General features: G+C 61.4%; 24 protein-coding genes. 8 read left to right on the top strand and 16 right to left on the bottom strand.

Features of this window, described 5'->3' with window-relative positions:
* Nucleotides 1-153 precede the first annotated feature (153 nt).
* The gene (locus AMC88_RS21200; RefSeq protein WP_064825749.1) at nucleotides 154-2,010 is read left to right on the top strand and encodes an ABC transporter ATP-binding protein/permease; all 1,857 of its coding nucleotides are present in this window, start codon (nucleotides 154-156) and stop codon (nucleotides 2,008-2,010) included.
* A gap of 59 nt (nucleotides 2,011-2,069) precedes the next feature.
* Here the strand turns inward: AMC88_RS21200 and AMC88_RS21195 are convergent, their stop codons facing one another.
* The 3 genes from AMC88_RS21195 to AMC88_RS21185 all read right to left on the bottom strand — a co-directional run bounded on the left by AMC88_RS21195 (nucleotide 2,070) and on the right by AMC88_RS21185 (nucleotide 5,138).
* On the bottom strand, nucleotides 2,070-3,890 hold the full coding sequence (locus AMC88_RS21195; RefSeq protein ID WP_064822983.1) for an ABC-F family ATP-binding cassette domain-containing protein: 1,821 nt from the start codon (nucleotides 3,888-3,890) through the stop codon (nucleotides 2,070-2,072).
* A gap of 3 nt (nucleotides 3,891-3,893) precedes the next feature.
* Nucleotides 3,894-4,550, bottom strand: a complete 657-nt coding sequence (locus AMC88_RS21190) for a thiamine diphosphokinase (protein ID WP_170960051.1) — start codon at nucleotides 4,548-4,550, stop codon at nucleotides 3,894-3,896.
* 63 nt (nucleotides 4,551-4,613) lie between these two features.
* On the bottom strand, nucleotides 4,614-5,138 hold the full coding sequence (locus AMC88_RS21185) for a MarR family winged helix-turn-helix transcriptional regulator (protein ID WP_064825748.1): 525 nt from the start codon (nucleotides 5,136-5,138) through the stop codon (nucleotides 4,614-4,616).
* 114 nt (nucleotides 5,139-5,252) lie between these two features.
* Between AMC88_RS21185 and AMC88_RS21180 the strand changes: the two genes are divergently transcribed.
* A complete protein-coding gene (locus tag AMC88_RS21180; protein WP_064825747.1) occupies nucleotides 5,253-6,788 on the top strand; it encodes an MDR family MFS transporter in 1,536 nt (511 codons plus the stop codon).
* A 387-nt stretch (nucleotides 6,789-7,175) separates the two neighbouring features.
* Nucleotides 7,176-8,720, top strand: coding sequence for a M48 family metalloprotease (locus AMC88_RS21175; RefSeq protein WP_037142206.1), 1,545 nt, complete (start codon nucleotides 7,176-7,178; stop codon nucleotides 8,718-8,720).
* A 50-nt stretch (nucleotides 8,721-8,770) separates the two neighbouring features.
* Here AMC88_RS21175 and AMC88_RS21170 read toward each other — a convergent pair whose 3' ends face one another.
* The 5 genes from AMC88_RS21170 to AMC88_RS21150 all read right to left on the bottom strand — a co-directional run bounded on the left by AMC88_RS21170 (nucleotide 8,771) and on the right by AMC88_RS21150 (nucleotide 15,110).
* Nucleotides 8,771-9,634, bottom strand: a complete 864-nt coding sequence (locus tag AMC88_RS21170) for an RNA polymerase factor sigma-32 (RefSeq protein WP_012485599.1) — start codon at nucleotides 9,632-9,634, stop codon at nucleotides 8,771-8,773.
* A gap of 378 nt (nucleotides 9,635-10,012) precedes the next feature.
* Nucleotides 10,013-10,585 carry a CarD family transcriptional regulator gene (locus AMC88_RS21165; RefSeq protein ID WP_011427211.1) on the bottom strand — a complete coding sequence of 191 codons (573 nt, stop codon included), beginning with the start codon at nucleotides 10,583-10,585 and terminating at the stop codon, nucleotides 10,013-10,015.
* Nucleotides 10,586-10,979: 394 nt separating this feature from the next.
* The gene (gene fdxA, locus AMC88_RS21160; protein WP_011427210.1) at nucleotides 10,980-11,318 is read right to left on the bottom strand and encodes a ferredoxin FdxA; all 339 of its coding nucleotides are present in this window, start codon (nucleotides 11,316-11,318) and stop codon (nucleotides 10,980-10,982) included.
* A 193-nt stretch (nucleotides 11,319-11,511) separates the two neighbouring features.
* Nucleotides 11,512-11,916: an RNA-binding S4 domain-containing protein gene (locus AMC88_RS21155; RefSeq protein WP_010002647.1), complete on the bottom strand. Its 405-nt coding sequence runs from the start codon at nucleotides 11,914-11,916 to the stop codon at nucleotides 11,512-11,514.
* A 2-nt stretch (nucleotides 11,917-11,918) separates the two neighbouring features.
* Nucleotides 11,919-15,110, bottom strand: coding sequence for a helicase-related protein (locus tag AMC88_RS21150; protein WP_041683806.1), 3,192 nt, complete (start codon nucleotides 15,108-15,110; stop codon nucleotides 11,919-11,921).
* An 805-nt stretch (nucleotides 15,111-15,915) separates the two neighbouring features.
* On the opposite strand from AMC88_RS21150, the gene AMC88_RS21145 reads away from it, so the two are divergent.
* The 3 genes from AMC88_RS21145 (at nucleotide 15,916) to AMC88_RS33725 (ending at nucleotide 16,708) form a co-directional block, all read left to right on the top strand.
* Complete coding sequence (locus tag AMC88_RS21145; RefSeq protein ID WP_003543790.1) at nucleotides 15,916-16,071, top strand: DUF3309 family protein; 156 nt, start codon at nucleotides 15,916-15,918, stop codon at nucleotides 16,069-16,071.
* A gap of 26 nt (nucleotides 16,072-16,097) precedes the next feature.
* Entirely contained in the window at nucleotides 16,098-16,358 is a 261-nt protein-coding gene (locus tag AMC88_RS21140; protein ID WP_004674249.1) for a YMGG-like glycine zipper-containing protein, read from the top strand.
* Between the two features lie 191 nt (nucleotides 16,359-16,549).
* Nucleotides 16,550-16,708 carry a hypothetical protein gene (locus AMC88_RS33725; RefSeq protein ID WP_167355294.1) on the top strand — a complete coding sequence of 53 codons (159 nt, stop codon included), beginning with the start codon at nucleotides 16,550-16,552 and terminating at the stop codon, nucleotides 16,706-16,708.
* 94 nt (nucleotides 16,709-16,802) lie between these two features.
* Here the strand turns inward: AMC88_RS33725 and phbB are convergent, their stop codons facing one another.
* Both phbB and AMC88_RS21130 read right to left on the bottom strand, forming a co-directional pair.
* The gene (gene phbB / locus AMC88_RS21135) at nucleotides 16,803-17,528 is read right to left on the bottom strand and encodes a beta-ketoacyl-ACP reductase (protein ID WP_004674255.1); all 726 of its coding nucleotides are present in this window, start codon (nucleotides 17,526-17,528) and stop codon (nucleotides 16,803-16,805) included.
* 71 nt (nucleotides 17,529-17,599) lie between these two features.
* Nucleotides 17,600-18,781, bottom strand: a complete 1,182-nt coding sequence (locus tag AMC88_RS21130) for an acetyl-CoA C-acetyltransferase (protein WP_012485594.1) — start codon at nucleotides 18,779-18,781, stop codon at nucleotides 17,600-17,602.
* A 238-nt stretch (nucleotides 18,782-19,019) separates the two neighbouring features.
* Here AMC88_RS21130 and phaR point away from each other — a divergent pair, with 238 nt between their 5' ends.
* Nucleotides 19,020-19,595, top strand: coding sequence for a polyhydroxyalkanoate synthesis repressor PhaR (gene phaR, locus AMC88_RS21125; RefSeq protein WP_004674265.1), 576 nt, complete (start codon nucleotides 19,020-19,022; stop codon nucleotides 19,593-19,595).
* On the opposite strand, the gene AMC88_RS21120 is transcribed toward phaR, so the two are convergent.
* From AMC88_RS21120 to mtgA, 5 genes are all read right to left on the bottom strand, one after another.
* On the bottom strand, nucleotides 19,590-19,997 hold the full coding sequence (locus AMC88_RS21120) for a hypothetical protein (protein WP_004674268.1): 408 nt from the start codon (nucleotides 19,995-19,997) through the stop codon (nucleotides 19,590-19,592). The two genes, phaR and AMC88_RS21120, sit on opposite strands and share 6 nt — an antisense overlap.
* Nucleotides 19,998-20,160: 163 nt before the next feature.
* Nucleotides 20,161-20,346, bottom strand: coding sequence for a 50S ribosomal protein L32 (gene rpmF, locus AMC88_RS21115; RefSeq protein ID WP_003543812.1), 186 nt, complete (start codon nucleotides 20,344-20,346; stop codon nucleotides 20,161-20,163).
* A gap of 155 nt (nucleotides 20,347-20,501) precedes the next feature.
* The gene (locus AMC88_RS21110) at nucleotides 20,502-21,149 is read right to left on the bottom strand and encodes a glutathione S-transferase family protein (RefSeq protein WP_010025518.1); all 648 of its coding nucleotides are present in this window, start codon (nucleotides 21,147-21,149) and stop codon (nucleotides 20,502-20,504) included.
* A gap of 13 nt (nucleotides 21,150-21,162) precedes the next feature.
* Entirely contained in the window at nucleotides 21,163-21,885 is a 723-nt protein-coding gene (locus AMC88_RS21105) for a DUF1868 domain-containing protein (RefSeq protein WP_010025517.1), read from the bottom strand.
* Nucleotides 21,886-21,981: 96 nt separating this feature from the next.
* The gene (mtgA, locus tag AMC88_RS21100) at nucleotides 21,982-22,719 is read right to left on the bottom strand and encodes a monofunctional biosynthetic peptidoglycan transglycosylase (protein ID WP_016736291.1); all 738 of its coding nucleotides are present in this window, start codon (nucleotides 22,717-22,719) and stop codon (nucleotides 21,982-21,984) included.
* A gap of 136 nt (nucleotides 22,720-22,855) precedes the next feature.
* Here mtgA and AMC88_RS21095 point away from each other — a divergent pair, with 136 nt between their 5' ends.
* The gene (locus tag AMC88_RS21095) at nucleotides 22,856-23,770 is read left to right on the top strand and encodes a polyprenyl synthetase family protein (protein WP_029531871.1); all 915 of its coding nucleotides are present in this window, start codon (nucleotides 22,856-22,858) and stop codon (nucleotides 23,768-23,770) included.
* 1 nt (nucleotide 23,771) lies between these two features.
* Here the strand turns inward: AMC88_RS21095 and hisC are convergent, their stop codons facing one another.
* Nucleotides 23,772-24,833 carry a histidinol-phosphate transaminase gene (gene hisC / locus AMC88_RS21090; RefSeq protein ID WP_016736292.1) on the bottom strand — a complete coding sequence of 354 codons (1,062 nt, stop codon included), beginning with the start codon at nucleotides 24,831-24,833 and terminating at the stop codon, nucleotides 23,772-23,774.
* Nucleotides 24,834-24,843 lie beyond the last annotated feature (10 nt).

The following is a 24,843-nucleotide window of genomic DNA, read 5'->3' as shown; positions in this document are numbered from 1 at the left end:
TTAGTCCCAGTTGAGCCGCGAATCAACTGCCGAATGCATGCAGCGGCGACTCAGGCAAGCCTCATCACAGTTTAATGACTGATAGAATCTGTTGATAGACCGGTAACGCCACCATGTTAATAATGACAGTATGGGCGGTGTTGGAAAAGCGTGATGGCAGATAAGACCAAGGGGAGGCCGGGGACCCGGAGGCAGGATAGAGTAGGGTATGATTTCAGCCTGACTTATCGCCTCGGGGTGATGTTCTCCGCATTCTGGAATTCTCAAGTGCGCGGCAAGGTGCTGTTTCTGGCGACCGTGCTGATCCTCGTCATCCTGCTGACGGCCTATGGTCAGGTCATTCTCAACGAATGGAACGCCCCCTTCTACGATTCGCTCGAGCGCCGCGACCTCGGCGAATTCTTCCATCAGCTCGAAATCTTCGCCATGATCGCCGGTACGCTGCTGTTGCTCAACGTGCTGCAGGCCTGGCTGAACCAGATGACCGCGCTCTATATGCGCGAAGGCCTGTCGCGCGATCTCGTCGACCAGTGGCTGAAGCGCAAGCGGGCGCTGCGGCTCGCCTCCAGCGGTCTGATCGGCGTCAACCCGGATCAGCGCCTGCACGAGGATTCCCGCAACCTCGCCGAAAGCACGACCGGGCTCGTCCTTGGCCTGCTGCAATCGACCATTCTTCTGGTGAGCTTCATCGGCGTGCTCTGGGAACTGTCGAGCGGCTTCATCTTCCACATCAGCGGCCACAGTTTCTCCATTCCCGGTTACATGGTCTGGGCCGCAATCTTCTATGCCGCCTCGGCCTCGGTGCTGAGCCAGGTCGTCGGCCGCAAGCTGGTCAAGCTCAATGCCGACCGCTTCTCAAAGGAGGCCGAGCTTCGTTTCACGCTGATGCATGCCAATGAGAACATGCCGGCGATCACCGTCGCGCGCGGCGAGGAGAACGAGCGCCGGCGCATCAATACCGACATCAGCTCGGTGCTGAGGGTCGTCAAGCGGCTCGCCATGGCCAATACCAATCTCACCTGGGTTTCGGCCGGCTACGGCTGGCTGGTGATCGTCATCCCGATCATCGTCGCGGCACCCGCCTATTTCTCCGGCGGCCTGACCCTCGGCCAGCTGATGATGTCGGTTGGCGCCTTCAACCAGGTCAACACGGCGCTGCGCTGGTATGTCGCCAATTTCGGCCCGATCGCCGAATGGCGCGCCACGCTGATGCGCGTCACCGATTTCCGCCAAGCGTTGCTCGACATGGACGAGGACTACGACCTAAAGGATAGCATCGCTTACGAAAACACCGCACCCGACACATTGACGCTGAAGGATGTGGTGATCAACGCCAAGATCGGCGAAGACATCGACGAATGCGGCGGTTTCCGCCTGCGCGAAACCGATGTCGTGATCAAGGCCGGCGAGAAAGTCATGATCAACGGCGATCACAGCGTCAACCGCAAGCTGCTGTTCCAGGCCATGGCCGGCCTCTGGCCATGCGGCAGCGGCACGATGGGTCTGCCGCCGGTCGATGACATACTGTTCGTGCCGCAGATCGCCTATGTTCCCGGCGGCACGCTGCTCGAAGCGTTGGCTTTCCCCGAAAGCGCCGATGCCTACGAGAAATCAGCCGTCGAGGCGGCGCTCGAAAAAGCCGGCCTGCATTCGCTGATCACAAGGCTCGATACCCGCGCCCGCTGGGACAAGCTGCTCGACAGCGACGAACAGAAGGCGATCGGCTTCGCCCGCCTGCTGCTCGTGCGCCCGCGCTGGATCGTCTTCGACGAAGTGCTGGAAGGTATGGAGCCGGAGTGGCAGGAAACGATGTCAAAGCTGCTGACCTCCATGCCCGAAACCGGCATGATCTATATCGGCCGCTCCGAAGCCTATCTCGAGGCGCTGCAGCCGCGGGTGCTGCATCTGCAGGCGCTGCCGTCAAAATCCGAAGAGCCGCCGCCGCAGGTCGTCGAGACGGGCGCCAGCGCCAGTGTCGGCGCCGCCGCCGTCCCCGCCCCGGCGCTTTAGAGCCTCTGGCCGCCGGACTCCCGATTACGTGGATGACGCGGGTGGCTGAGCTGTGACACTCAGCCCTCCAGCTCTTCCCGCAGCATTTCGAGCTCCAGCCACTCCTCTTCCATGACAGTCAGGCCGGCACGCAGCTTCTCCATCTCGGCCGCAAGCCGGTTGAAGGCAGCCGGATCGCGCGTGAAGAGATTGGGATCGGCCATCACCTGTTCGCGCTTGGCGATCTCGGCTTCGGCTTTGGCCATCTCCTTCGGCAGGTTTTCCAGTGCGAATTTCTGCTTGAAGGAGAGCTTGCCCTTCGCGCCTGCGGCGGCCGGCGCCGTCTCCTGCACCTTCGGCTTTTCCGCCGCCTTCTCGGCCTTCCTGCGCTCCTCGAGCGCGCCCTTGCGTTGCGCAAGCATGTCCGAATAGCCGCCGGCATATTCGATCCAGCGGCCGTCTGGCGCATCCGGCACGGCGGGTGCGATCGTCGAGGTCACGGTGCGGTCGAGGAAATCGCGGTCGTGGCTGACGAGAATGACGGTGCCGGGGAAGCCGGCGACGATTTCCTGCAAGAGGTCGAGCGTCTCGATATCGAGATCGTTGGTCGGCTCGTCGAGGATCAGGAGGTTGGCCGGGCGCGACAGGATACGGGCCAGCATCAGCCGGGCGCGCTCACCGCCGGAGAGGCTCTTGATGGGCGTCCGCGCCTGTTCCGGCTGGAACAGGAACTCCTTCATGTAGCCAGTGACGTGCCGCTGCTCGCCGTTGACGATCAGGTTTTCGCCACGCCCGTCCGTCAGGTAGTTTGCAAGCGTATCCTCCGGATCGAGATCCTCGCGCTTCTGGTCGAGTGTCGCAATTTCCAGATTGGTGCCCAGCTTTATCGTGCCGCTATCCGGCGAAAGTTGTCCGGTCAGCATTGTCAACAATGTCGTCTTGCCGGCGCCGTTCGGGCCGACCAAGCCAATGCAATCGCCGCGATGCACGCGGATCGAGAAGGGCGTGACGATGGCGCGCTCGCCGAAACTCTTGGTGATCTTGTCGGCCTCGATCACCAGCTTGCCGGATTCCTGCGCGTCGGAGACCGACGCCTGCACCGTGCCCTGAGGGCCCTTGTGGCCGCGATACTGCGAACGCATCGTCTGCAGTTCACCGAGGCGGCGCATGTTGCGCTTGCGCCGCGCCGTGACGCCGTAGCGCAGCCAATGCTCCTCGCGCTCGATCGCCTTTCCGAGCTTGTGCTGTTCCAGCTCCTCGGCCTCCAGAACCTGGTCGCGCCAGGCTTCGAAATGCGCAAACCCCCTGTCGAGCCGGCGCGAGGTGCCGCGGTCGAGCCAGACGGTTGCAGTCGAAACCTTTTCCAGGAAACGCCGGTCGTGCGAGATCAGCACCAGGGCGCTGCGCGTCTTCTGCAACTCACCTTCCAGCCATTCGATCGTCGGCAGATCGAGATGGTTGGTCGGCTCGTCGAGCAGGAGAATATCGGGCTCGGGCGCCAGCACGCGGGAGAGGGCGGCCCGGCGCGATTCGCCGCCGGAAAGAGTGTTCGGATCTTCCTCCCCGGTCAGCCCGAGATGCGACAGCAGATAGGTGACGCGATAGGGGTCGTCACCCGGTCCGAGTCCGGCTTCCGCATAGGCCTGCACAGTGCTGAAGCCGGCAAAATCCGGCGCCTGTTCGAGATAACGCACCGTCGACGAGGGATGGCGGAAGACCTCGCCCGACTGCGCTTCGACCAAGCCGGCGGCAATCTTCAGCAGCGTCGATTTTCCCGAGCCGTTGCGGCCGACGAGACAGATCTTGTCCCCGGGCTCGACCTGCAGCGAAGCACCCGCCAGAAGCGGCGCGCCGCCGAAGCTCAGGAAAATATCGTCGAGTTTCAGAATGGGAGGTGCCAAAAATCAGACTCCGGAAAGATCATAAGGCCGGGCAAGCACGATCGCCCGGCCGCTGCTGAGCGAAAAACGAACCTTGCCTTCCGCCACGTTGGAAATGGTGCGCGACGAGCCGAAGGGCAGGTGGAAATCTGTGAGCGGATAACGCGCATTCTCAATCGAAAGGCCGGCCAGCGGGCCGAATCCGGGCACGGAAAACAGGCTGCCTTTGGGAAGATCGAGCTCGATGGTGCCTGATATCAGCGGCACCGCTTCCTCTTTGCCCGAAGTCAGCAGCACATCGAAACCCGCTTCCGCCAGGCCGACGGCCGACAGCAGATGCTGAAGGGCATGGTCGGAGCGTTCGCCGCCGAGCGCGCCGGCGAGGATCAGCCGCCGCGCGCCGCGGGCGATCGCTTCCGATACGGCGATTTCGCCGTCCGTTGCCGCCTTTGCCGCCGGGTAGGGCTGTCTCGGCACATTGGGAAACGCCCCGTCGAGATCGGCCGGCGTCGAATCGAAATCGCCGACCCAGAGCTCGGGTGTCACGCCGAGCGCTGCCGCATGCCGCATGCCGCCATCGGCTGCAATGAAGCGGCTGCCGCCGACCGCCTGGCGCAGGCGCTCCGTCAGGCTGAGTTCGCCGCCGAGCAGAATGGTGAAGGTGGATTGGCTCATGGGCATTGCCCTTAGCGCAAACGGGGGGGCGAGGGGAAGGGGCGCGCCGGCGGATCGGCGGCCTTCGCCTCAACCGGGCGTATCTTTGTCGCGAGACAGGAAGATTGCTTCGTAGCCACCGATGAACCGTTCGAACAGGGTCGCGAAACGCTCGATATCCTCACCTGGCCAGTCGGAGACGATCTCCGAGATAATTGCGAGTTTCTGCGCGTGGATCTCGGCAAGCAAGGCTTGGCCGGCGTCGGTGATGACGACGACGATCCGCCGCGCATCGGCCTGCGAGGCCTCGCGGCGCAGCACGTTGCGCCCGACCATTTCGGCCACGACTCGGCTGGCGCGTGACGGATCGATGCGCAGCATCTCGGCGATCGTGCCGACAGTCACCTCGCCGGCAGGCTCGGCCCGCCGCACGGCATCCAGCACGTCGAGATGAGAAAGTTCAAGACCCGGCGCCGCACTCTGGATTGCTAACCGGCCGATCAGCCGCCGCCCGGTCATCAAACGCATGCGCGCCATGCTCCGGCCAATGCGAGGCAGATTCACGTCCGGATCGGTCGGGCTGGTGGACAGGATCTTGGTCAGAGTTTCATTCATCACGGAATCATAACAGAGCCATCGCGAAAATTGAATATGCCGATGTCATTCATGTGCCATTGACAATTGCATGCTGAAAGCACATAAATTTGCACGAACCCGGAAATCCACCTCATGGACATGCAACTCGCGCCTGCGCCGCTCGTGACGGATCCTCGTCGCCGGCTAATCCTCTTCTTCTTTCTGATGACCGCCATGTTCATGGCGACTCTTGATAATCAGATCGTCTCCACGGCGCTGCCGACCATTGTCGGTGAATTCGGCCATCTCGAACGGTTCGGCTGGATCGGTTCGGCCTATCTTCTGGCGCTCAGCGCCGTCATGCCGCTCTATGGCAAGCTCGGCGATCTGTTCGGCCGCAAATATGTGATGATGACGGCGATCGCAATCTTCACCGTCGGCTCTGCGGTCTGCGGCCTCGCCGTCTCGATGGATACGCTGATTGCCGCCCGCGTGCTGCAGGGCCTTGGCGGCGGCGGCATCATGGTGTCGATCTTTGCCGTCAACGCCGATCTGTTCGAGCCACGCGAGCGGGCGCGCTATCAAAGCTATTCCAGCCTCGTGCTGATGGCGTCGGGCGCGATAGGTCCGGTGCTCGGCGGCACGATGAGCGACCTCTTCGGCTGGCGTTCGATCTTCCTCGTCAACGTGCCGATCGGCTTCATCGCGCTGACGGGCCTGGCCTTCATGCTGCCGTACCGCAAACCGCATCGCCGCCCCAAGATCGATTATGCCGGCGCGCTGCTGCTTGCGCTGACGACGACGAGCGTCGTGCTTGCCACCGATAGCAGCGAATTGTTCGGCGCATTGATTTCGCCTGAGAGTATCGGCGTCGTCGCCTTCGGCGTGGTTTGCGCCGTCGCCTGGGTTTTCATCGAACGCCGCGCACCCGAGCCGATCGTGCCGCTGCAGCTCTTCCGCAATTCGACCTTCAGCCTTCTCCTGATCATGTCGATCATGGGCGGCGCAATTGCCATCGGCATGGTCAATTACTTCGCCCTCTTCCTGCAGACGACGACGGGTCTTTCGCCATCCGCCGCCGGCCTTTTCTTCATCCTCCTCACAGGCGGTCTCGTCTGCGGATCGCTGTCGGCAGGCCGCATCATCTCCAGGACAGGACGCTACAAACCCTTCGCCATCGCAAGCCTCACCTGCAGCGCCGTCGCCTTCGCGCTTATGTCGCAGGTCCAGGCCGGAACGCCGATTGCCTTCATCGGCGCGATCATGCTGCTGCACGGAATCGGCATCGGCCTTGCCCAGCAAGTTCCCGTTATCGGCGTGCAGAATGCCGCACCGGCCCGCGACGTCGGCGCCGCGACCGGTTCGGTGACGCTCTCGCGCATGGGCGGCGCCTCGATCGCCATCTCCATTTACGGCGCCATCATCGCTTCCGGTCTCGGCAAGTCCGGTGTTCCCATTGCCGGCGTTGCCGATATCGAACAGCTGACGCCGAAGATGATGGCCACCCTTCCCGAAGCCAGCCGCCAGGCCGTCGCGGATATCTACGCCGCCGCCTTCTCGTCGCTGTTCATGACCTCCTGCGCCATTGCCCTGATCGGCCTTGCCGCCGCCGTGATGCTGAAGCCGGTACAACTGCCGCGCGCCGGCGAGGCGAAGCAACTGCAAGCAACGGCGGAAGCGGCGGAATAACCTGATCATAAAATTGGAATGCGTCGCATCAGGCGCTCCCTGCACAGAAATACGATCAGCAGTCGCTTTTTTCGCCTGTTGTTGCTGCTTCTGCAGGGATTGCCTCAATCACTCCGTTCTTTTTCCGCGCCGCCGGCAAATCTGCGCCGCGTGACGGAACTTTCGCCATAATTTCATCCGAGCGAAGGGAGGCCTCAACGACTGAGCATTGCCAAAATGCAACGGCGCCACATTTAAACAGAGTCTCGCTATGCAACCGATGCGAAAATCAGCTACAGCAACGACTTGTATCGGCCTAGTGTGCAGCGCGAGATCAGGGGTGCGCACCTGTTAAGTTCCCCTTGCCAAGGCCGGTCCCGATCTGCGGCAAACCGGCAAAGCAGCGACATGATGCGGAGAACCAGACTGGACAGCTTGACGACGTGGAAATCGCCCGCGCTTTCCAGTGATGCCATCTCCGCGCCGCGCCGTTTCGCGCGTCGCCTCATGCTGCTTTCAGCCATCGCAATGGCGCTGAACGGATGTCAATCGCTGATCGAACAATCCTATCAGCCGAGCATCTCGCCGTCTTCCAATCCGCAGATCGTCGACGAGGTGCAGAAGAACGACCCGCGTGCGGCGATGGGCGCCCGCGAACATCCACGCATCGTGGCAAGCTACGGCGGTGAATACAAGGATGCCAAGACCGAGCGTCTCGTCGCCCGCATCGCCGGCGCGCTGACGGCGGTGTCGGAAAATCCGAGCCAGTCCTACCGCATCACCATTCTGAACTCGCCCGCCATCAACGCCTTTGCGCTGCCGGGCGGTTACCTCTACGTCACCCGCGGCCTGCTCGCCCTTGCCAACGACGCCTCGGAGGTCGCCGCCGTGCTGTCGCACGAAATGGGCCACGTGACGGCGAACCACGGCATCGAGCGGCAGAAGCGCGAAGAGGCGGAAGTCATCGCCAGCCGCGTCGTCGCCGAAGTGCTCTCCAGCGATATCGCCGGCAAACAGGCTCTGGCCCGCGGCAAGCTGCGGCTCGCCGCCTTCTCCCGCCAGCAGGAGCTGCAGGCTGATGTCATCGGCGTGCGCATGCTCGGCGAAGCAGGTTACGATCCCTATGCCGCCGCCCGCTTCCTCGATTCCATGGCGGCGTACAGCCGCTTCATGTCGGTCGATCCGGAAGCCGACCAGAGCCTCGACTTCCTTTCGAGCCACCCGAATTCCGCCCAGCGCATCGATCTCGCCCGCACCCATGCGCGGGCCTTCGGCCAGGAAGGTTCGGTCGGCGACAAGGGCCGCGATTACTATCTCGACGGCATAGACGGTCTGCTCTACGGCGACAGCCCGGAGGAAGGCTATGTGCGCGGCCAGACCTTCCTGCATGGCGGTCTCGGCATCCGCTTCGACGTGCCGCCGGACTTCCATATCGACAACAAGGTCGAGGCGGTGATGGCCACCGGCCCGAACGACATCGCCGTGCGCTTCGATGGCGTCGCCGACAACCAGAACCAGAGCCTCACCAATTATATCTCCAGCGGCTGGGTGACCGGTCTCGATCCGTCGACCATCCAGCAGATTACCGTCAATGGCATGGAAGCTGCTACCGCGCGCGCCAGCGCCGACCGCTGGGATTTCGATGTCACCGTGATCCGCAACAATGCGCAGATCTTCCGTTTCTTGACCGCGGTGCCGAAGGGCAGCGACGCCCTTGAGCCGACGGCCGATGTTCTGCGCGCGAGTTTCCGGCGCATGACCCCGGCGGAAGCCGCCTCGCTGAAGCCGTTGCGCATCCGCGTTGTCACGGTGCGGCCGGGCGAGAACATCTCGACGCTTGCCGCCCGCATGATGGGCACCGACCGCAAGCTCGATCTTTTCAAGCTCATCAATGCCCTGCCGATGGGCGCGGCCGTTTCGCCCGGCGATCGCGTCAAGATCATTGCCGAGTAAAAAAAGCCCGGCTCACGCCGGGCCAGTCAGTGCTGCTGGAGGGGAAAGTTTCAAGCGTAGGCCGCCATGTGCGGGTCGGCGCTGACCAGCGCGGTGCGAAGTTTTTCCATCGCCCGGCTTTCGATCTGGCGCACGCGCTCCTTGGAAATGCCGAGATCGGCGCCGAGTTCTTCGAGCGTGGCGCCGTCTTCGGCGAGGCGGCGGGCGCTGATGATTTTCATTTCACGTTCATTGAGATGTTTCAGCGCCGAGGCGAGCCAGATGCGGCGGCGCTCGCCGTCGATCATGTTGGAAACCTGCTCGTCGGGGAGAGGATCGTCGCTGACGAGAAAATCCATCTTCTCCGCGCTCTCGGCGTCGCCGGAGACGGAAGGCGCCTGCAAAGAAGCATCGTTGCCGGAAAGCCTGGCATCCATGGTCTGAACGTCGGCAAGGCTGACGCCAAGGGCGGCGGCGATTTCCTGATGAATGGATTGCAGCGTCAGTTGCGTATCGCCCTTGGCGAGCTTGGCGCGCAATCGGCGCAGATTGAAGAACAGCGCCTTCTGCGCCGAACTCGTGCCGCCGCGCACGATCGACCAGTTGCGCAGGATATAGTCCTGGATCGACGCCCGGATCCACCAGCTGGCATAGGTCGAAAAGCGCACGTCGCGTTCCGGTTCGAAACGCGCGGCCGCCTCCAGCAGGCCGACATAACCCTCCTGCACGAGGTCGCTCATCGGCAGGCCGAAATTGCGGAACTTGCCGGCCATGGAGATTACCAAGCGCATATGCGCCATGGCGATCTGGTTGCGCGCACCGCGATCGTCGTGGTCCTTCCAGCGAGTGGCGAGATCGTGCTCTTCCTGGCGGGCGAGATAGGGGGCGGCCATCGCGATTTTGATCATGCGCCGATCTGCAGACATGTTCTTCATTTCGATCTCCCTAAACAGGCCTTCGCCCTCAAAATGAACAATAAAACTCACCTTCCGGAACATCGCTGTCCGGACTGAATGGAGTTCCGAATGCATGAAGGCCTCACCCCTGGACTTTTCAGGGGGAGGCCCTAATTTTCATCATGAGCCGCTAAGACGGCCGGGCTGGACCTGTTTCTTCATGTTGCCGAACGGGCAATATTGAAAAGGCATAATCAGCTCCTCACCGAACATTGACGGAATAGCGGTGAGCCCGACGAGCCAGCGGCTCGACGAGCAGTCCGCAATTACGTTTGATAAACGCGGCAGTCGGGAAAAAGTTCCAATAAAAAACCCGGCACGAAGGCCGGGTTTTTTCACAGGAAAAATTAACCGCCTTTATGCGGCTTCATCCTGCGAATCGTCTTCCTCGATGGCCTTGCCGCGCTTCGGGCCCTTGTTGAGGTTGGTCTCAACAAGGCGGACAGCCTCGGTTTCCGACATCTTGTTGACAGCGGCGATTTCGCGCGCCATGCGGTCGAGCGCGGCCTCGTAGAGCTGGCGCTCGGAATAGGACTGCTCGGGCTGGTTTTCCGCACGATAAAGATCACGCACGACTTCAGCGATGGAAATGAGATCGCCGGAATTGATCTTGGCATCATATTCCTGGGCGCGGCGGGACCACATGGTGCGCTTGACGCGCGCCTTGCCCTGCACAACCTTCAATGCACGATCGACGAAATCCGTTTCCGAAAGCTTGCGCATGCCGATGCTCATCGCCTTCGCGACCGGAACCTTCAGGCGCATCTTGTCCTTCTCGAAATCGATAACGAAAAGTTCGAGCTTCATGCCGGCAACTTCTTGCTCTTCAATAGCGGTGATGGTACCGACGCCGTGAGCGGGGTAGACGATCGATTCACCGGTCTTGAAGCCGTGACGTGCTGTAGAAGGTTTTTTCTGCTGAGTCGTCATTCTATTCAAAAACTCCCTGTTACGCATCCGGCGGCGGCCGGAGCCGGGTCAGTCAGGCCCGGTTGAGACGGTAGCATCCGTCGGGTGACTTCACTCTGGTCCCATCAGTCAAAAGCAAGGACTTCTTGCGCGCGATCTGGGGGACCCGGCGCTCAAAGCGTTGATATGTCACGGAAACCGCGTACGGATTTGTTTTGCTTTCGTGATGGTTTTGGGCATGCGTCATGCCACAAATGGAACAGTAGGCGAAACCTATCATAAAAATATGAGGAAATCAATAATTTGCTTCGCCTGAGTCATGCGGGCAACACACATCACCCATATCAGAGACGCAGGATTTAAAACGTTTCATCGTGGAAACGCCCGAATCCGGCAGCCAAATCTGGCAGCCGTATCAATCGCCGGAACCGGGTTTTTCGGAGAAATATTTCTCGAATTTACCGGTCTGGCCGTCCATCTCCTTGGCCTCCGGCAGCGGATCCTTCTTGACCGTGATATTCGGCCAGATGCTGGCATATTCGGTGTTGATCTTCAGCCATTTGTCGAGACCCGGCTCGGTATCCGGCTTGATCGCCTCGGCGGGACATTCTGGCTCGCAGACGCCGCAATCGATGCATTCGTCGGGATGGATGACGAGGAAATTCTCGCCTTCATAGAAGCAGTCGACGGGGCAGACTTCCACGCAATCGGTGTATTTGCACTTGATGCAATTGTCGGTCACGACATAGGTCATGAAGAACTCCAGGATTTTCCATGCAGATGGGACCGGGCAACCTGGAACGTCGCGCCTATCCCCGTGCCGGACGAAGCGTGGACAGGCTTGGGAGGCAAGCACGCTTCCGGCAGGTTGTCAGTGACCTATCGGCTTTATCGCCGGATTTCAAGGATAAACGATCTGCAAAAGCCGCCGCTGCTGACAGAGTTTTCTAATCCTCGTCCGACATCAGCCTGTCGATCGCGCGTCTTTCCTTTTTGGTCGGACGGCCGGTGCCGGTCGCGCGGATCGCCTGCTCGTAAGGGGTGAGGCGTTTTGCCTCATCCGGCGGCGGGGATTGGTCATCATAGAGCAGGCGGGCCTCCTCATAGGGACCCCGCCGCTCGCCAGCGAGACGGACGATGAGAACGATGTCACGCCGTTCCAGCGTCAACTCGATGCGGTCGCCCGGCTTGACCATCTGGCTCGGTTGGCTGCAGCGCTCGCCGTTGATGCGCACGTGCCCCGACTGGACATGGCTCTGCGCCAGCGAACGCGACTTTACCATGCGCGTGAAGAACAGCCACTTGTCGATGCGCTGGCGCGAACCGCTTCCTGGCTGTGTCTCCCCGCCCATGACTACTTCTTCATCTGTTCCTTGAGAGCGGCGAGCTTGGCGAAGGGCGAATCCGGATCGATGGGCTTCTCCTTGCGTGGCGGCTTGGCCTCGAAGCGCAGCGGCTGTGCGCCTCGGTTGTTGTTGCGATCGTTGCGGTCATTGCGCTCACCGCGATCCTTGCGCTCGCCACGGTCCTGCCGGTCGCCGCGCGGCTGGTCCTTGCGCTCACCGCCCCTTGCCTGCTGCGGCCGGCCATCGCGACCGCCGTCCTTGCCGCGGTTGTTGCGGTTGTTGTCGCGTCCGTCGCCGCCGCGATTGCCCTCGCCGCCTTCGCCGCCGCCCGAACGGCGATTGCGCTCGCCGCGGTCCTGGTTCTGGCCTCGATCATGGCCCTGGCCGGCGCGGCGTTCGCCATGGCCGCCACGCGCCTGGCGATGATTATCGTTGCGGCCGCCGAGGCGCCACAGCAGAACCGGCTTCGGCTCCGCCGGTTCGCCGGCTTCTTCGGAAGCAGCGGCTGTTTCGCCGGCAGCCGAAACCTCTGCCGAGGCTTCGGTCGCAGGATTGCCTTGAACCGCTTCTGCCGCAGGCGCGTCGGCCGCGGTCGCCTCGGCTGAGGATGGCTCGGAAACAGCCTCCTCCGCCGCCGCGTCGGCGTCGTCGTGATCGGCCTTTTCCACCGTTTCTTCCTGAGATGCCTCTGCGGAGGCTGCGGGCGCCGGAGCGGCGTCCTGCGCGGCAAGATGAGCCGACGCCTCTTCCGCCTTCACGGCATCGGCGCGATAGCCGAGACCCTTGAGGATTTCTTCCATGTCCTCGAGCGTCGCGCCGAGGATTGACAGCATCGCCGTCGTCGTCGTGAAGCGGCGGCCGTCATAGGCGCCTTCCGGACGATTGTTCTGGCCGGGTTTCCATTGCAGCAGCGGACGGATGATATCGGCAAGCCGCTCGAGAATGTCGATGCGCACGGCGCGTTTGCCGAGGAAACGAAAACCGGCGAGCTTGTAGAACATCCGCTCGAAGCTTGGATCGGTCACGACGGAGGTGCGGCCGGCGGCCAACACGGGAATGAGGTCACCGTAACCCGGCTTGTCCAAACCGTCGTTCTTCAACGCCCAGAGCAGCGTGATCAGTTCGGCCGGCGCCGGCTTCAGAAGGGCCGGGACGAAAATATGATAGGCGCCGAAACGCACGCCGTAGCGGCGCATGGAGGCGCGGGCCTCCTGGTCCAGCGACTTCACCTCCTCGGTCACGTCACGTCGGAAGAGCACGCCGAGATTCTCGACGAGCTGGAAGGCAAGCCCCTTGGCGAGACCCTGCAGGTCTTCGGCGCGCGACAGATCGTCGAGCGGCTTCAGCACCGTGCTGATATGATGGTTGACGAAGCGCTCGATGCGGGCGGCGACGTGATCGCGGGCATTGCCGGTCAACTGCTCGTCGGCGAGCAGAATCACCCGCGGGCGCATGACGTGATCGCTGCCCGAAAGCCGCGCCACCGGATCGCCGAGCCAGCGGATCAACCCGTCCGAGCCGATCGCCAGATCGCTATTGCCGGCGGCATGCATCCGCGCCGCTCTGGCTTCGAATTCGAGCGCGAGCGCTTTTTGCGACGCAGCCTGAACCGCCTTGGCATCCGGTCCGTCCGCTCCCGCCACCGGCGTGAAACGGAACCCGCTCAACTGCCCTACATGATGTCCTTCAACGAAGACATCGCCATTCACACTGATTTCAGCTTCCAGCATCGCATTCTCTCTCAGGCGCTTCATGAGCACAGATGTCCTGCGATCAACAAAGCGTTTCGTCAACCTTTCATGTAACGCATCGGACAATCGATCTTCGATTTCCCGCGTCTTTTCCTGCCAATGTGTCGGATTGGTCAGCCAGCCGGGCCGATTCGAAACATAGGTCCAGGTCCTTATCTGCGCGATTCGCGCCGAAAGCGTGTCAATTTCCCCATCTGTCCGATCGGAGCGATGAACCTGCTCCGCCAGGAATTGCTCGTTCACCGTGCCATAGCGGACGAGATCGGAAAAGAGGGTCGCGATCAGATCGGCATGTTGTGCCGGAGTGATACGCCTGTAGTCGGGAAGTGCGCAAGCCTCCCAGAGTTTTTCGACGCGAGCCGGCCGATCGGCGAGATCGATGACCTCGGGATAGCGCGAAAGCTGCTCCAGCGCCTGCTGGTCGACGGCGGGCAGCGCCCGCGTCAGTCCGGCGACGCGCGGCCCGGCCTCGAGACTGGCGCGCAGCGACTGGATCGAGGAGAAGTCCATCTCAGTCGTGCGCCACTGCAAGACTTTGACATTGTCGAATTCATGGCCTTCGATGCGCTGGACCAGCTCCTCGTCGAAGGGCGAGACCTGGCCGGTGACGCCGAAGGTCCCGTCGCGCACGTGCCGCCCGGCGCGGCCGGCGATCTGGCCGAGTTCACCCGGATTGAGGTTGCGGAACTGGTAGCCGTCGAATTTTCTGTCTTGGGCGAAGGCGACGTGATCGACATCGAGATTGAGGCCCATGCCGATTGCGTCGGTCGCCACCAGATATTCGACGTCGCCCGCCTGATAAAGCGCGACCTGCGCATTGCGCGTGCGCGGGCTGAGTGCCCCCAGCACGACCGCCGCGCCGCCGCGCTGCCGGCGGATGAGCTCGGCGATGGCATAGACCTCGTCGGCCGAAAAAGCGACGATGGCGGAGCGCTGCGGCAGCCGGGTGATCTTCTTCTGCCCGGCATAAAAAAGATGCGAAAGCCGCGGCCGCTCGACGATGGTGATACCGGGCAGCAGCAGCTGCAGGATCGGCCGCATCGTCGCGGCGCCGAGCAGCAGCGTTTCCTCGCGGCCGCGAAGGTGCAGGATGCGGTCGGTGAAGATATGGCCGCGCTCGAGATCGCCGGCGAGCTGCACCTCGTCGATCGCCACGAAGGCGGCCTTCGTCTCGCGGGGCATCGCTTCAACGGTACAGACCGAAAAACGTGCATTGGCCGGCGAAATCTTTTCCTCACCGGTGACCAGCGCCACGTTCTGCACACCGACCTTCTCCACCACCCGCGTATAGACCTCGCGCGCCAGCAGCCGCAGCGGCAGGCCGATCACGCCGGTCCCGTGTGCGACCATGCGCTCGATGGCATAATGGGTCTTGCCGGTATTGGTTGGTCCGAGCATCGCGGTCACACCGCGCCCGCTCAGAATCATCGGCTGCGAAGTCAGAGTCATGGTCCATGCAAATGAGGCAGGCGGCCTCAGGAAAACTGTCGCCTCTCGACGGAGGCACAGAACACATGGACAGCTGCCGCCGCAAACGCAAGGGCAGATTTTAAAATGCAGCGAGGATTGCGACCTTTGCGAGTCATCCGGGACGCCTGAATTGCAGATTCGGAACAGCCTGAGAACGAATCAGCGACGAATCGCTGACTCCCGCTGATTCAGCTTTTGTTCACGGCTAAGTATTGATTTTGAATCACTTTTTTCCACTAGATGCTGAATCGGGAGACTCTCTCCCGTTCACATTTCCATCAGCTTGCCGAGGTCGGCCATGCACTTTGCCAAGCGGAAATTCCACCGTAAATTAACCGCTCGACCAAATCCGGAACGAATCGGAGACGAATCGCCGACTGAGGCGTTTTCACCTTTCGTTCACGGCAATATCTGGTGCCACCGCCAGCCTCCGTCGCTAGATGCAGGCAGGTGACAGAACCTCGCGTCAGACGTCTCAAGCAGGAATTAACCTTTGACGACGAAATCACCCAACCTTAAGCCGGGAATCACTTTGCACGAGCGGATTGATCAAAAACGGAACGAATCACCGACGAATCGGCGACATGATGATCTTCCCGATATGTTCGCCGCAACATATTGTATTTGAATGATTTTTTAACCATAGCAGCATTTTGCCGAGCGAGACCGATCACAAACCATGAATCGTGCCGCATCACAATTCGCCCGCCTAACCGGGAACAAAAATCGCCAATGCGTGTTTCTTGTCCATTCAGATTGCGGATGAAAATGAAGGAAACACACCATGCTTGGCACGATACTTCTCGTTATCCTCATTCTGCTCTTGATCGGAGCCTTGCCGAATTGGGGTTATAGCCGTGGCTGGGGCTATGGACCTTCCGGCGGTTTGGGGCTAGTTCTCGTGATTATCATTATCCTTGTACTAATGGGGCGCATCTAAAGCCCGACAACCTGGGGAGTTACGACATGATGAAGAAGATTGTTCTCATTGGCGCGCTCGTGGGCGCCCTCGCATCCTGCACGGCGACCGAGCAGGGCACTGCGATTGGCGCCGGTACCGGTGCGATCATCGGCGGCGCCGTCACCAACAGCTGGGGTGGTGCCGCAGTCGGCGCCGTTGCCGGCGGTCTGACCGGCGCGCTCATCGGCCAGTCGGTCGAACGCCGCGGCTACTGCATCTATCGCGACCGCTACGGCCGCCGCTACGAGGCCCGCTGCCGCTACTGACCGGCAGAATCATATCGGACTCCCAACGGGCGCTTTGGCGCCCGTTTTTCTTTGTTGCCTTTCCGTGTCAACGCGACGTTGACGATCGGTATCAAAAGTCAAGTCTACCGGCGTCGTCCCGAGAACCGCATATTCCTTCTCAAGCGCAGTAGGCAGGCAAAGCCGCCTACGCATTGAAGAGGAACGCTTCCATGGCTCAAATTTTCATGAATTCCGCCGTCGCCGTTCTCATCGCCTTGGCCTTCGTGACAAGCGCGGTCTCAGCCCTTCGCAGCGAAGTCGGCGCGGCGCGAAAAGCGCCAGTCCGGATTGCCGCCCGCGGACATCGCAACCCCCGCGACCTCTCCTGATGTCCCGAAGCGGACATCCGAGCCGCACACAAAAGCGACAGCGCAGCCGGCAGGCAGACGCTGTCGCTCAAGCCGATCTGGCTCGTCGACCCGGCTAAACGAAGAACTGCCCGCCATTGGCCGTCAGCGTCGAACCGGTGATGAAGCCGGCATCGTCGGAGACGAGGAAAGTGACGCAGCGTGCGATCTCTTCCGGCTCGCCGAGACGGCCGACGGGAATCTGGGGAATGATGCGCTCGTTCAGCACCTTCTCCGGCACGGCAAGCACCATTTCCGTTCCGATGTAACCGGGGCAGATGGCGTTGACCGTGATATTTTTAGCCGCCCCTTCCTGGGCAAGCGCCTTGGTGAAGCCGAGATCGCCGGCCTTGGCGGCCGAATAGTTCGCCTGGCCCATCTGGCCCTTCTGGCCGTTGATCGAGGAGATGTTGACGATGCGTCCGAAGCTGCGGTCGCGCATGCCGGTCCAGACCTGATGCGTCATGTTGAACAGGCCGGTGAGATTGGTGTTGATCACCTCGTGCCACTGCTGCGGCGTCATCTTGTGGAACATGGCATCGCGAGTGATGCCGGCATTGTTGACGAGAATCTCGACCGGTCCGATCTCGCTTTCAACCCTGGCGATCCCTTCCCCGCAGGCAGCGTAATCCGAAACATCCCACTTGAATACGGCAACGCCGGTGACGTCGTGGAAGGCCTTGGCCTTCTCGTCATTGCCGGCATAAGTCGCCGCAACCTTGTATCCGGCTTTTTTCAGTGCCGTGGATATTGCTGCGCCGATGCCGCGTGTACCGCCGGTGACCAGAGCCACTCTGCTCATGTTCCGCTCCCCTTGTGTTTTCGCCCGCGCGTGGCGGGATTTCAATCAATGACGGATCGTATCGTATGCTATTAGAGTGCTTCGAAGCACATGGCGACACCCATGCCGCCGCCGATGCAAAGCGTGGCCAGGCCTTTCTTCGCGCCACGGCGCTTCATCTCGAACAGCAAAGTGTTGAGAACTCGCGCGCCGGAAGCGCCGATCGGATGGCCGATGGCAATTGCCCCGCCATTGACATTGACGATGGCAGGATCCCAACCGAGATCCTTGGTGACGGCGCAGGCTTGCGCGGCAAAAGCCTCGTTGGCTTCGACGAGATCGAGATCGCCGACCGACCAGCCGGCCTTTTCGAGCGCCTTGCGGGACGCCGGGATCGGGCCGGTGCCCATGATTGAAGGATCGACGCCCGCCGTTGCCCAGGAAACGATGCGGGCGAGCGGCTGGATGCCGCGGCGGACCGCTTCCGCTTCGCTCATCAGCACTGCTGCTGCGGCGCCGTCATTCAGGCCGGACGCATTTGCAGCGGTCACCGAGCCGTCCTTGTCGAAGGCCGGGCGCAGCTTGGCCATCGCCTCCAGCGTGGCGCCGTGGCGGATATATTCATCGGCATCGACCGTAACATCACCCTTACGCGTCTGGATGACATAGGGGATGATCTCATCGGTAAAGCGGCCGGCTTTCTGGGCGGCCTCGGCCTTGTTCTGCGAAGCGACGGCGAACTGATCCTGTTCGTCGCGCGAAAGCTGCCACTGTCGCGCAATATTCTCGGCGGTGATGCCCATGTGATAACCATGGAAGGCATCGGTCAGGCCGTCCTTGATCATCGTGTCGACCATCTTCGCGTCGCCCATCTTGACGCCGCCGCGCAAGTGCACGGCATGCGGCGCCATCGACATGGATTCCTGACCGCCGGCAACGATGATCTTGGCATCGCCGGTGGCAATCTGCTGCATGCCGAGCGCGACTGCGCGCAGGCCGGAGCCGCAGAGCTGGTTGACGCCCCAGGCGGTCGCTTCCTTCGGAATGCCGGCCTTGATTGCCGCCTGGCGGGCGGGGTTCTGGCCTTCGCCTGCGGCCAGCACCTGGCCGAGGATCACCTCATCCACTTCGCCGGCATCGACGCCGGCGCGCGCGAGCGCGCCCTTAATGACCGCCGCGCCGAGTTCATGGGCGGGGACCGTTGCGAAAGCGCCGTTGAACGAACCGACTGCTGTTCGACCTGCGCTGGCGATGACGACGGATGAATTGCTCATGGGGAGGCTCCTCGTTTTTCGTCCCACTTACATAAGGGGAAACTGGCAAAGCTTTGAGCACAAGTCAAACGCGAAGACCGGCCGCCGGCATTTTTCGGCGGCGGCCCGCAAAGCCGATTCGCATGATCTGTTAAAGGTTTGCCGCATCGCACAAAGAGATTGTCACCAGCCTTCTTTTGCGTTTACAGTCTGAAGTGGAGGAACATCCATAAATCAGACGGGGGTTCAGGAGACTGATATGGCGAAGAATGAGGGTCAGATTGTCATCAAGAAATACGCCAATCGCCGCCTGTACAATACAGGCACCAGCACCTATGTGACGCTGGAAGATCTGGCGGAGATGGTGAAGAAAGGCGAAGATTTTATCGTCCAGGATGCAAAAAGCGGAGATGACATCACCCATTCGGTGCTGACCCAGATCATCTTCGAACAGGAATCGAAGACCGGCAACACGCTGCTTCCGATCTCTTTCCTGCGCCAACTCATCACCTATTACGGCGACCAGATGCAGATGGTCGTGCCGAGCTTTCTCGAACATTCGATGCGCGCCTTCACCGAGCAGCAGGCGCAGATGCGCGAGCAGGTGAACCGCGCCTTCGGCGAGACGCCGCTCGGCAAGAACCTGCAATTGCCGATGCAGATGGTCGAGGACCAGGTCCGCCGCAACACCGAGCTGTTTCAGCAGGCCATGCAGATGTTCTCGCCCTTCATGACCCCGCCCGCGGCCAAGGAAAGCCGCAAGGCCGAGGCCAAGGATATCGACGAGCTGAAGGAACAGCTCCGCGCCCTTCAGAACAAGCTCGACAACCTATAAGCCGATTGAGACATCCCGCCCGGCGCTTCGGATCGAAACGGCAAAACCGCCGATCACATCGATCAGTGCGATCGTCATCAGAATGAAGAACACCTGCGTCGCAGCATCCTGGACGAGCAGAAACTCGACCAGGAAGGCGATGAACACCAGCATCGACAAGATGTGGTTCAAAAGGTTGCCGGGACCGGTTCTGGTCGCTTTCAGGATTTCGAAGAACAACACGACAAGCGCTACGACGATAAAGAGATCGCCGAGCGCCATGCTCCAGATCGCGCCTGAGAGCATCGACAGCACGATGACATCATGCTGCAGCACTGCAATGCCGCCATCGCCCATCAGGCCGAGCATCGCCAGATTGTAAAGAATAAACGGGATAATCATCAGCGGCATTGCGGCTATCATCGGCAAATCTCCTGGCGCTAAGAGAATACTGCCGTAAACCGCCGTCTCACTTCAAGCCGCTGCAAATATTATATTTACAGATCACCGCGCCACCGGGAAATGCAAAAAGGCCGGCGTGACACCGGCCTTGAAAACCTTCGATCGGACGAGCCGGATCGAAAAATTATGCGCTTTCCTTCGGCGTCAGAACCTGGCGGCCACGATACATGCCGGTCTTCAGGTCGATGTGATGCGGGCGGCGCAGTTCGCCGGAATTCTTGTCTTCGACATAGGTCGGAGCCTTCAGCGCATCAGCCGAACGGCGCATGCCGCGCTTGGACGGGCTCGTTTTTCTCTTCGGTACAGCCATTTCTCTTACTCCACTTGCGGGCAAAACATTCCCACGGCCAGACTGGCGGCCGAAACGGACATGTCGCGATTTCGGAAATTTTGCGCGCTTATACATGCAAGGGGCGGTCTTGACCAGTCCCCGTGAATTTTTTTTGCGAGACGATGATTCCTCACTCAGACTTCGTCTTCCGCCACGATCCAACGCTCGGCACGGGCCGCGTCTTCCCATTTCCGCCAGGCCGGATGCGCCTTCATGGTCCTCATATAAGCGAGCGTGTCGTCTCGATGGACAAGATCATAAATGTCGAACCGATTGACGACAGGCGCAAACATCGCATCCGCGGCCCCGAAGGCGCCGAAGAGAAACGGTCCGCCGGATTTCTCCAGGAGGTCGCGCCAGATCGTCTCGATGCGGCGGACATCGGCATCGACACCATCCGGCAAGACGATCCTGGCCCTCGGCCGGCGGATGTTCATCGGGCAGGCGCCGCGCAGGGCCCGGAAACCCGACAGCATTTCCATCGAAACCGAACGGGCGAGCGCCCGCGCAGCGCGATCCCTCGGCAAAAGGCAAGCTTCGGGATAAAGCTCGGCGGCATATTCGATGATCGCCAGCGATTCCCAGATCTTCAATGCGCCGTGCTGCAGGACCGGCACATTGCCGCTTGGCGAGATGGCCTTGATGTCGCAATTGCCGCCAGGGTAGTCGAAGGGGATCAGCACCTCCTCGAAATCGATGCCGACGCCCGTCAGCGCGATCCATGGCCGGAACGACCAGGAGGAATAGTTCTTGTTGGCGATGTAGAGCGTCGGTCTCTCCATGAGTTTCTCCCGTTCAGGCGTCGAAATCGAAGATCAGCAATTCGTGGAAATGGTTCATGTCCTCGAAGACGCAGAAGGCCGGTGGCGTCAGCTCGAAAACGGGCGTCTTGCGGCGGATCTCGTCGGCCACGTCGTCGAGCATCGCCTGCCAACGCGGCAAGGCCTCGTCAGCCAGCCGTTCGATCGGATAGGCGAAGGTCACGTGGAACTTATAGTCCTCATGGTTCGGCTGGCGATAGCCGAGAAGATCGGCAAAGGCATTGCGCCAGGCGCGCATGACCCTGCGGTCCTTCTCGGTTGCCCCGTCGACGAGCAGCCCCGACGGGCGAGCTTCGACGATGGCCACCTTGAAGGGCTCGGCCATCGAGAATCCTTCAAGCCGGGCCGCCATCAGCGCGGTCATGTCGTCGATCGGCGTCTCGATAGGGAGATCGACCGGCCAACAATCCTGCCGGCGCCGGGTCTCGATGAGCCCTTCGAAAAGCGTCATGTGAAGGCTGGAGATCGGCGTGAAGAGGAACTGCGCGGCCTCGGGCATCGCCAGATATGTCTCACGCGCCTCGATCAGCGCCGTCTGCGTCTGCGAACCCTTCTCGATATGGCAGACGATGGTATTGCCGGCTTCCGGCAGAAAACCGCCGACCTTGCGGTAGCGGCTGCCGAGATGGGCAGGCGGGGTTGGATTGTGGGTCTTCGAGTAGGCGAGAAGCTCGGGCGAAAAGGTCGTGGTGGTCATGGGCGACTCGAGGGGCTCTGGTTTCACTGCACCGCCCATATGGCAGAACCAAGAATGTCAGATGACGCTTGGTCCTTCTAACGACAAGTTCTGATCTCACTCATAGATGCACTTGATGTATTCGCCCGAGCCCTGCGCCCGCCTCTCGATGACGCCGGCCAGCCGGCGAAGGCCGCGTCCCGGCTTGCCGGCATTGCGGTCGATCGGGTTCGGGAGCGAGACGGCCAGCAGCGATGCCTGCCGCCGCGTCAGCTTCGAGGCCGGTACCTTGAAATGATGCTGGGCTGCCGCCTCGACGCCGTAGATACCGGGACCCCATTCGGCGATATTGAGGTAGATTTCCATCAGCCGCCGTTTCGACAGGACGAAATCTGTGGAGACGGCGAGCGGAAGCTCCATCGCTTTGCGCACGAAGGAGCGGCTGTTCCAGAGAAACAGGTTCTTGGCCGTCTGCATCGGGATGGTGCTGCCGCCGCGCGTTGCCTGACCTTTCAGCGTATCCTCGACCAGCATGCGCATCTCGGCCCAGTCGACGCCGCCATGAAAACAATATTGCCCGTCCTCGGACATCATCACTGACTGCACCAGCGCCGGAGAGATCTGATCCAGCGATACCCATCTGCGGTCATAACCGCGCAACAGCACGAGGTCGCGCAGCATCAGCGTCGAGACCGGATGGATGAAAGGCAGCAGATAGAAAAAGATCAGCACGTAGGGAAGGATGACCAGCGCCAGCACGGCAAGCACGATGCGCTTCAGCATAGGCCGATTTTCGAACCAACGCCGACGGGCCGGCATGTCGGCGATATCCTCTGTCTCCGGCGCTATATCCAAAATGTCCCCAGTCCACTTCGCTCCCTGTCGTTCTCATAACGCCTGTGAGGCGCTTATGCCAGAGCACATGGGAAATCTTGCGCCGGCCATCGACAATTCCGTTGCAAGCCCTCTTGCCCCATGCCAAACAGCGCCGATGGACGCGAACCGGGACACTTTCGAGACGAGGCTGAAGAACAACGCCCGCGAGATCGAGGCGCTGCTCGACGCATTGCTGTTGCCGAACGCCCTTTCCGACGAAATCGCCAGGCCCGAGACCCTGCGCGGCGCCATGCACTATGCCGTCCTGAACGGCGGCAAGCGGCTGCGCCCATTCCTGGTGGTCGAAAGCGCCGCGCTTCTCGGCGGCGATGCGCAGGCCGCCCTTCGTATCGGCGCCGCGCTCGAATGCGTGCATTGTTACTCCCTCGTGCATGACGATCTGCCGGCCATGGACGATGACGACATACGCCGCGGCAAACCGACGGTGCACGTCAAGTTCGATGAAGCCACCGCGATCCTCGCTGGCGATAGCCTGCTGACCTACGCTTTTGACATCGTGGCAGCACCGGAAACTGCGCTTCCCGATACCAGCAAGGCATCGCTGGTGCTGGCTCTTGCGCGCGCCGCCGGTCTCGGCGGCATGGCCGGCGGCCAGGCGCTCGATCTCGCGGCGGAAAAACAGGCGCCAGACGAGGCCGGCATCATCCGGCTACAGGCGATGAAAACGGGCGCGCTGATCCGCTTTGCCTGCGAGGCCGGCGCCATCCTCGCGGGAAGCCCCCAGGACGATCGCCAGCGTTTGCGCGCCTTCGGCGAAAAGATCGGTCTTGCCTTCCAGCTCGCCGATGACATTCTCGACCTGACCTCGGATGCCGCAACCATGGGCAAGGCGACCGGCAAGGATGCGGCCCGCGGCAAGGGAACGCTCGTGGCACTGCACGGGATGGAATGGGCCGAGACCGAACTCCGCCGGCATGTCGCCGACGCCGAGGCGCTGCTGGCTCCCTACGGCGTGCGTGCATCGACCCTCATTGCCGCGGCGCATTTCATCGCCGACCGGAAGAGTTAGATCAGGCGGCCAATATGTCTTTGAGAGCGGACACCAGACGGGCGCATTCCTCGTCTGTGCCGATGCTGATGCGCAGGAATTCCGAAATACGCGGCTTGGCGAAATGTCGGACGAGCACGCCGCGCTCCCGCAGCGCGGCTTGAAGTGCGGCGCCCGGCCGGCTTTCATGCCTTGCGAAAATGAAATTCGCCTGAGACGGCAGCACCTCGAAATCCAATGTTTCGAGGTCCCTGACAAGAGCGTCCCGGCTGGCAACAAGCTTCCTCCGGCACGTCTCGAACCACGCCTCATCCTTGATCGCGGCCGTCGCGGCGGCCTGCGCCAGACGATCGAGCGGATAGGAGTTGAAGCTGTCCTTGACGCGCACCAGCGCCTCGATCAGATGCCGCTGCCCTAGCGCAAACCCGACGCGCAGACCCGCAAGCGAGCGGGATTTCGACAAGGTCTGGATGACCAGCAGATTGGGATATTCGGAAATGAGCGGGACAGCGCTTTCAGCCCCGAAATCGACATAGGCCTCGTCTATCGCAACGACTGCATCCGGATGCGTGGTGACAAGCGTCTCTATCTCGGCAAGCGGCAGGCCGATGCCGGTCGGCGCATTCGGATTGGGAATGAGGATCGCGCCGCACGGCCTGTCGTAATCCGCCAACAGGATCCGGAACCTGTCATCGACAGGCACTTCGACCGTCTCGACGTCGTATAGCAGGCTATAGGCTGGATAGAAAGGATAGCTGACGTCCGGATAGAGAAGCGGCAGCTCATGTTTCAGCAGCGCCTGAAACGAATGGGCGAGCACCTCGTCGGAGCCGTTGCCGACGAACACTTCATCTGCCGCCAAACCGAAACGGTGGGCGATCGTCTCGCGCAATTCCGTGGCAGTCGGATCGGGATAGAGCCGCAGACGATCGTCCGCCGCTTGCCCGATCGCTTCGAGCGCCCTGGGAGACGGCCCGTAGGGATTCTCATTGGTGTTGAGCTTGATCAGGCCGGGAATACGGGGCTGTTCCCCCGCGACATAGGGCCGAAGCTTGCTGACGATGGGCGACCAGTACCGGCTCATCTAACCCCGC

Origin of the sequence: Rhizobium phaseoli, from assembly GCF_001664385.1 — a bacterium.
Lineage (GTDB): Bacteria > Pseudomonadota > Alphaproteobacteria > Rhizobiales > Rhizobiaceae > Rhizobium > Rhizobium phaseoli.
Note: the sequence above shows the minus strand (reverse complement) of the source record. Positions and strands in the feature narration are given on the sequence as shown.

Bases quoted from the DNA above. Each gene is read 5' to 3' on its own strand.
- AMC88_RS21165 (WP_011427211.1), bottom strand. From the start codon at position 10,585: ATGACGACTCAGCAGAAAAAACCTTCTACAGCACGTCACGGCTTCAAG.
- AMC88_RS21130 (WP_012485594.1), bottom strand. From the start codon at position 18,781: ATGAGCAATTCATCCGTCGTCATCGCCAGCGCAGGTCGAACAGCAGTC.
- hisC (WP_016736292.1), bottom strand. From the start codon at position 24,833: ATGAGCCGGTACTGGTCGCCCATCGTCAGCAAGCTTCGGCCCTATGTC.
- fdxA (WP_011427210.1), bottom strand. From the start codon at position 11,318: ATGACCTATGTCGTGACCGACAATTGCATCAAGTGCAAATACACCGAT.
- AMC88_RS21110 (WP_010025518.1), bottom strand. From the start codon at position 21,149: ATGGAGAGACCGACGCTCTACATCGCCAACAAGAACTATTCCTCCTGG.
- AMC88_RS21095 (WP_029531871.1), top strand. From the start codon at position 22,856: ATGGACGCGAACCGGGACACTTTCGAGACGAGGCTGAAGAACAACGCC.
- AMC88_RS21155 (WP_010002647.1), bottom strand. From the start codon at position 11,916: ATGGGCGGGGAGACACAGCCAGGAAGCGGTTCGCGCCAGCGCATCGAC.
- AMC88_RS21105 (WP_010025517.1), bottom strand. From the start codon at position 21,885: ATGACCACCACGACCTTTTCGCCCGAGCTTCTCGCCTACTCGAAGACC.
- AMC88_RS21175 (WP_037142206.1), top strand. From the start codon at position 7,176: ATGATGCGGAGAACCAGACTGGACAGCTTGACGACGTGGAAATCGCCC.
- AMC88_RS21150 (WP_041683806.1), bottom strand. From the start codon at position 15,110: ATGACTCTGACTTCGCAGCCGATGATTCTGAGCGGGCGCGGTGTGACC.
- AMC88_RS21170 (WP_012485599.1), bottom strand. From the start codon at position 9,634: ATGAAGAACATGTCTGCAGATCGGCGCATGATCAAAATCGCGATGGCC.
- phbB (WP_004674255.1), bottom strand. From the start codon at position 17,528: ATGAGCAGAGTGGCTCTGGTCACCGGCGGTACACGCGGCATCGGCGCA.
- phaR (WP_004674265.1), top strand. From the start codon at position 19,020: ATGGCGAAGAATGAGGGTCAGATTGTCATCAAGAAATACGCCAATCGC.
- AMC88_RS21180 (WP_064825747.1), top strand. From the start codon at position 5,253: ATGGACATGCAACTCGCGCCTGCGCCGCTCGTGACGGATCCTCGTCGC.
- AMC88_RS33725 (WP_167355294.1), top strand. From the start codon at position 16,550: ATGGCTCAAATTTTCATGAATTCCGCCGTCGCCGTTCTCATCGCCTTG.
- AMC88_RS21120 (WP_004674268.1), bottom strand. From the start codon at position 19,997: ATGATAGCCGCAATGCCGCTGATGATTATCCCGTTTATTCTTTACAAT.
- AMC88_RS21200 (WP_064825749.1), top strand. From the start codon at position 154: ATGGCAGATAAGACCAAGGGGAGGCCGGGGACCCGGAGGCAGGATAGA.
- AMC88_RS21145 (WP_003543790.1), top strand. From the start codon at position 15,916: ATGCTTGGCACGATACTTCTCGTTATCCTCATTCTGCTCTTGATCGGA.
- AMC88_RS21185 (WP_064825748.1), bottom strand. From the start codon at position 5,138: ATGAATGAAACTCTGACCAAGATCCTGTCCACCAGCCCGACCGATCCG.
- AMC88_RS21190 (WP_170960051.1), bottom strand. From the start codon at position 4,550: ATGCCCATGAGCCAATCCACCTTCACCATTCTGCTCGGCGGCGAACTC.
- AMC88_RS21140 (WP_004674249.1), top strand. From the start codon at position 16,098: ATGATGAAGAAGATTGTTCTCATTGGCGCGCTCGTGGGCGCCCTCGCA.
- rpmF (WP_003543812.1), bottom strand. From the start codon at position 20,346: ATGGCTGTACCGAAGAGAAAAACGAGCCCGTCCAAGCGCGGCATGCGC.